At 34.3% G+C, this 3,387-nt stretch carries 6 protein-coding genes and 1 pseudogene; 3 read left to right on the top strand and 4 right to left on the bottom strand.

Translation table 11 applies throughout. The features are described from left to right. Positions 1-42: 42 nt before the first annotated feature. Positions 43-321 (bottom strand): annotated as a pseudogene (locus F967_RS13295) (IS701 family transposase); the annotation flags it as partial. Positions 322-396: 75 nt separating this feature from the next. Between F967_RS13295 and F967_RS13290 the strand changes: the two are divergent. The 3 genes from F967_RS13290 to F967_RS13280 are packed head-to-tail and all read left to right on the top strand — an operon-like array spanning position 397 to position 1,459. Further along, the gene (locus tag F967_RS13290) at positions 397-828 is read left to right on the top strand and encodes an Arc family DNA-binding protein (protein ID WP_004761294.1); all 432 of its coding nucleotides are present in this window, start codon (positions 397-399) and stop codon (positions 826-828) included. 53 nt (positions 829-881) lie between these two features. Then, positions 882-1,127, top strand: coding sequence for a hypothetical protein (locus F967_RS13285; RefSeq protein ID WP_004678286.1), 246 nt, complete (start codon positions 882-884; stop codon positions 1,125-1,127). Positions 1,128-1,135: 8 nt separating this feature from the next. Beyond that, positions 1,136-1,459, top strand: coding sequence for a type II toxin-antitoxin system HicB family antitoxin (locus F967_RS13280; RefSeq protein WP_004678285.1), 324 nt, complete (start codon positions 1,136-1,138; stop codon positions 1,457-1,459). 42 nt (positions 1,460-1,501) lie between these two features. Here the strand turns inward: F967_RS13280 and F967_RS13275 are convergent, their stop codons facing one another. The 3 genes from F967_RS13275 to F967_RS14605 form a co-directional block, all read right to left on the bottom strand. Further along, a complete protein-coding gene (locus F967_RS13275) occupies positions 1,502-1,972 on the bottom strand; it encodes a hypothetical protein (RefSeq protein ID WP_004800677.1) in 471 nt (156 codons plus the stop codon). A 186-nt stretch (positions 1,973-2,158) separates the two neighbouring features. Further along, entirely contained in the window at positions 2,159-2,758 is a 600-nt protein-coding gene (locus F967_RS14610; RefSeq protein ID WP_004800674.1) for a hypothetical protein, read from the bottom strand. After that, positions 2,712-3,272, bottom strand: a complete 561-nt coding sequence (locus F967_RS14605; RefSeq protein WP_004800672.1) for a hypothetical protein — start codon at positions 3,270-3,272, stop codon at positions 2,712-2,714. The genes F967_RS14610 and F967_RS14605 overlap by 47 nt, the downstream gene beginning before the upstream one ends. Between the last annotated feature and the right edge of the window lie 115 nt (positions 3,273-3,387).

Raw genomic sequence — 3,387 nt, 5'->3', positions numbered from 1 at the left:
GTCTTAAATAATTGTACAAAGCCAAAATCTTTGAGCCAGACCACTTGACCCTGTAATAAATTGAATCTTTGCACCCCAACTGAGTACTTCACTTAACATATCCATAAAGTAATCATTCTTGGTTTTACCCTCAGATTTGTCATAAATTCGGAAATTAATTGGAATATTTTGACCATTCTGATCTGTCGCATACAAGGTAATGAGATTAATCCCCTTGACGGATCGGTGGTGTTTGCCTGACCAAAAATAGCTAACCAAGTCCATATGTTGACTATATGGTTTATCTAAAACAGTATCATCAATACTGACTATAAGTTTATTTGCATATTCCTGCATAAACATACCACCCATTCTTGTTCGTAACGTACCAGTCGTTCCTTTCGTAATGAGCCGAAAATGAATAAACCACAAACAGTAGATGCACAATTTAAACTTAGATTACCAACAACATTAAAGTTAAAAATTGAAAATGAAGCTCAAGGCTTGAAACGATCTATGAATGCTGAAATTGTGGCACGATTAGAAAAAAGCTTTAACTTTAAAAAATTAGACAATAATAGTGTATTGAACCAATATCAACTTATTGATCGCAAGAAAGAACTATCAAATCGCTTAACTAAAGCAATAGAGTTGTTTAATTCATTACAGGTAAAAGAAATTAAATATACACACATTGCTGAACAACTAGGATATGAAACTGCTGAACCTGTATTAGATTGGATACAAGGTAAACATGAACCATCTTTCCATCAACTTCGAGAAATAGCAGAGTATCTAAAGGTTAATCCGTCTTGGCTTGTACATGGTGATGGTGAAATCAGCACTTGAATAATAGTACCATTATTGATACTATTTAGAGATTGGAATTATTGAGCATATTAATGGCTAATATTGATCAACTCATAGAGCAAATGCGGAATAATCCAAAAAATATTCGTTTTGTGGATTTAATCAAGGTTTGCAAACAGTATTTTGGTGAGCCAAGACAAACAGGTGGTAGTCACACCGTATTTAAAACACCGTGGCAAGGCGATCCTCGTATAAACCTTCAAGATGATGGTGGGAAAGCTAAACCATACCAAGTGAAGCAAGTTTTGGCTGCACTCGATAAACTTAACGTATTGTGAGGTGGAAAATGGATAGTAAGCAATATACTTACCGTGTTATGTGGTCAGCAGAAGATAATGAATACGTTGGACAATGTGCTGAATTTCCATCATTATCTTGGCTTGATGCAGATCAATCTAAAGCATTTTCAGGTATTGTTAATGTTGTTGCTGAGGTTGTAGCCGATATGATCAGTAATAATGAAAAAGTACCAGTGCCACTTTCAGAGAAGAAATATAGTGGTCGTTTTGCTGTACGTGTTCCATCAATGGTTCATCAAAAACTAGCATTAGAAGCAGCAGAACGTGGTGTAAGTATGAATCGTTTAGTATCCGCAAAATTAGCTATGTAACCAGTTAAAAGGATATGAGATTTTGTCTCATATCCAAGTGGTTCAAGAAATAGGAATGACTGGTATGTTACGAACAGGAATAGGTGGTCGTTTTATCCAGTATTTTGCACACTGTGCTTTCACTGTTAAAGAAACAGATGGAATTTGGTTTATCCACGTTGATACAAAGCCATTCACCAACTGCCATGGATTGACACAAGCCTGTCCATCTAACATTTTGATCGCAATGTTCTTTATCGTGCTTGCACTGTGCTGGTTGCTTTGTTCAATCGCTGTGGCTTTGACCTGTATGGTCATATCCTGATTTTTGCTACTAGCAAAGCGTAACTGTGTCCAGTCCCATGTGCTGATATCTATCCATTGCTGGGTTGAACTAATGGTGATGTAGTTCGTTCCATCGGTCAGTACCGTACCCTGACTAAAGCCTGACAACTCCAGTTTGATGGTTTCTGAACCATTCTGATCATTGCTATGTGCAGCAATAATTAGTAGATAGATAGTTTTTCCAACCATGACGTAGACCTGATTCGCTGTTGAGGTATAAGTTTCGACTAAACAAAATCAGGATAGTGCTACCTCGTATCCCAGATATAAAATAATGAGGACATTTTCTATTCCTTTTAAAACTATTAAAACCCTAATAAAATACAAAAATGAGCTATTAAATAACTCATTTTTATAAAAATCTATCAAATAATTTTAGGATATAATACTATTATATCTTTTCTCAACTTCTTCGTACAATTTCTCTATTGTCCAATTAGCAAGATGAGGTAGAGCTTTAGCTCCTCTTTCAACATAAGATAAAGCTTCCTGAATTAGTTGATCATATAGAGGATCATTTAAGTATTTAGCGAAAGCCAGCCGATTTACTACTGCATTACCTATTATATATTTTTTTTCATCACCATGATTAATCCACTGATTTAATGTTTCTAAATCTTTGTGTTGTTCAGCATCATAAATTAAAAAACCATAAATTTGTTTAAAAATACTTTCAAGCTGTTTAGGGTGTGTTATCGCCAAGGGTTTACCCTCAACCCCATGCAGTTCTGGTATATATTGTAGGGTAAAATCTTTAATCGGATGTTGTCTAAGAATAGTAAAAGCCTTATCTTCAGAAACTTGAATATAACTGCTTAAAGAAACATGAGAATAACCTAGTTCATATTTAGATAAATTTGATGCAGTTACTATAAGAATTTTTTCATATATATTTTGACTAAAATCTCTATACAAACCGAACCCTTGATTATTCTGATTTTTTTTCTTTATCCCAAAAACCCAATATATTTTCATTTTCCTTTAACCACTGATGATAGAACTGAACCAATTTATCCTGACTGGCTGGTAATACTTTAAACTGGCTTAACTGATCTTTGGTAATGGGTTGAACTGTACTTAGCCAGCGTTGAATACTGGCCTCTTTTGGAAATACCTTACCTTTACTGAAAAAAATATAAGCCCCTGCATCAAAGCCCACTACATCGTATTTTATAATCGCTTCAACAACGATTTTATATAAATATTGACTTTTTTCAAAAAAATAGCGATCTATATCCAACACATTCTCTTGTGTTGGCACAATATATCCCTCTGCATTATCAAAAAAATCTATAATATCCTGATCAAAGTTTTCTGAAAGTTCTGGGTCAGTCACTATTTTAATAATAGCACGTAAACATTGTGCTAAATTCTCACTATACCCCGTATACTGTGGATGTGTCGCATAATATTCTGCTTGTTCAAGATCGTTAATTTCAACATCAGGATGGTGTTGTTTGGCATCCCAAATATAAAATAATGATGACATTTTCTATTCCTTTTAAGATGATAGGACTTACGCACTGTTATTTATAGACTCTCTGTGGTAGCAGATGATTTTTATCGAGAATAAAGTCATCAATGAAGTTTTTGATCATTGGTCT

The organism is Acinetobacter sp. CIP 102637, from assembly GCF_000368425.1.
Classification (GTDB): Bacteria; Pseudomonadota; Gammaproteobacteria; order Pseudomonadales; family Moraxellaceae; genus Acinetobacter; species Acinetobacter parvus.
This window is presented reverse-complemented; position numbering and strand designations above follow the sequence as displayed.

Bases quoted from the DNA above. Each gene is read 5' to 3' on its own strand.
- F967_RS13290 (WP_004761294.1), top strand. From the start codon at position 397: ATGAATAAACCACAAACAGTAGATGCACAATTTAAACTTAGATTACCA.
- F967_RS13285 (WP_004678286.1), top strand. From the start codon at position 882: ATGGCTAATATTGATCAACTCATAGAGCAAATGCGGAATAATCCAAAA.
- F967_RS13280 (WP_004678285.1), top strand. From the start codon at position 1,136: ATGGATAGTAAGCAATATACTTACCGTGTTATGTGGTCAGCAGAAGAT.
- F967_RS13275 (WP_004800677.1), bottom strand. From the start codon at position 1,972: ATGGTTGGAAAAACTATCTATCTACTAATTATTGCTGCACATAGCAAT.
- F967_RS14610 (WP_004800674.1), bottom strand. From the start codon at position 2,758: ATGAAAATATATTGGGTTTTTGGGATAAAGAAAAAAAATCAGAATAAT.
- F967_RS14605 (WP_004800672.1), bottom strand. From the start codon at position 3,272: ATGTCATCATTATTTTATATTTGGGATGCCAAACAACACCATCCTGAT.